The following is a 536-nucleotide window of genomic DNA, read 5'->3' on the forward strand; positions in this document are numbered from 1 at the left end:
GGTTATGGCACCGAGAGAGTCGATTTCATGTACAATGATTTCGTCATCGTTGGTCCGGCCGAGGATCCTGCCGGAATTAAGGGCGAAAAATCAGCCACTGCGGCTCTCAAAAAAATTGCCGACAGCAAATCGCTGTTTATCAGTCGGGGCGACAAATCCGGCACCAATGTAAAGGAAATCGAGGTTTGGGATGCGGCCGCCATCAAGCCTAGCGGAGAATGGTATCGCATCTATGAAAAAGGGGCCAGCGGCAATGTCCCCACCCTGCTCTACACCGATGAACAAAAGGCCTATACCCTTATGGACCGGGCTACTTATATCACCACTAAGGATAAGATCAAGTTGCAGGTATTAGTTGAAAATGATGAGTTGCTGCTCAACTACATCACCCTGATACCGGTCAATCCGGCCAAATTCCCCAACATCAACGCGGAAGGGGCCCAAGACTTTATCGCCTGGCTAGTTTCAGCCGAAGGTCAGAAGATCGTCAAGGAGTTCGGCAAAGACAAGTATGGCGAACCCTTGTTTTTCCCCAA

Annotated in this window: 1 protein-coding gene; it reads left to right on the plus strand. The window is 50.0% G+C overall.

The annotated features are described in order from the left end of the window. Window positions 1–536: ABC transporter substrate-binding protein (locus B3W37_RS06770; protein ID WP_483175155.1), on the plus strand; the 536-nt coding region annotated here is incomplete at both ends.

This window comes from Syntrophomonas sp. UBA5494, assembly GCF_002426325.1.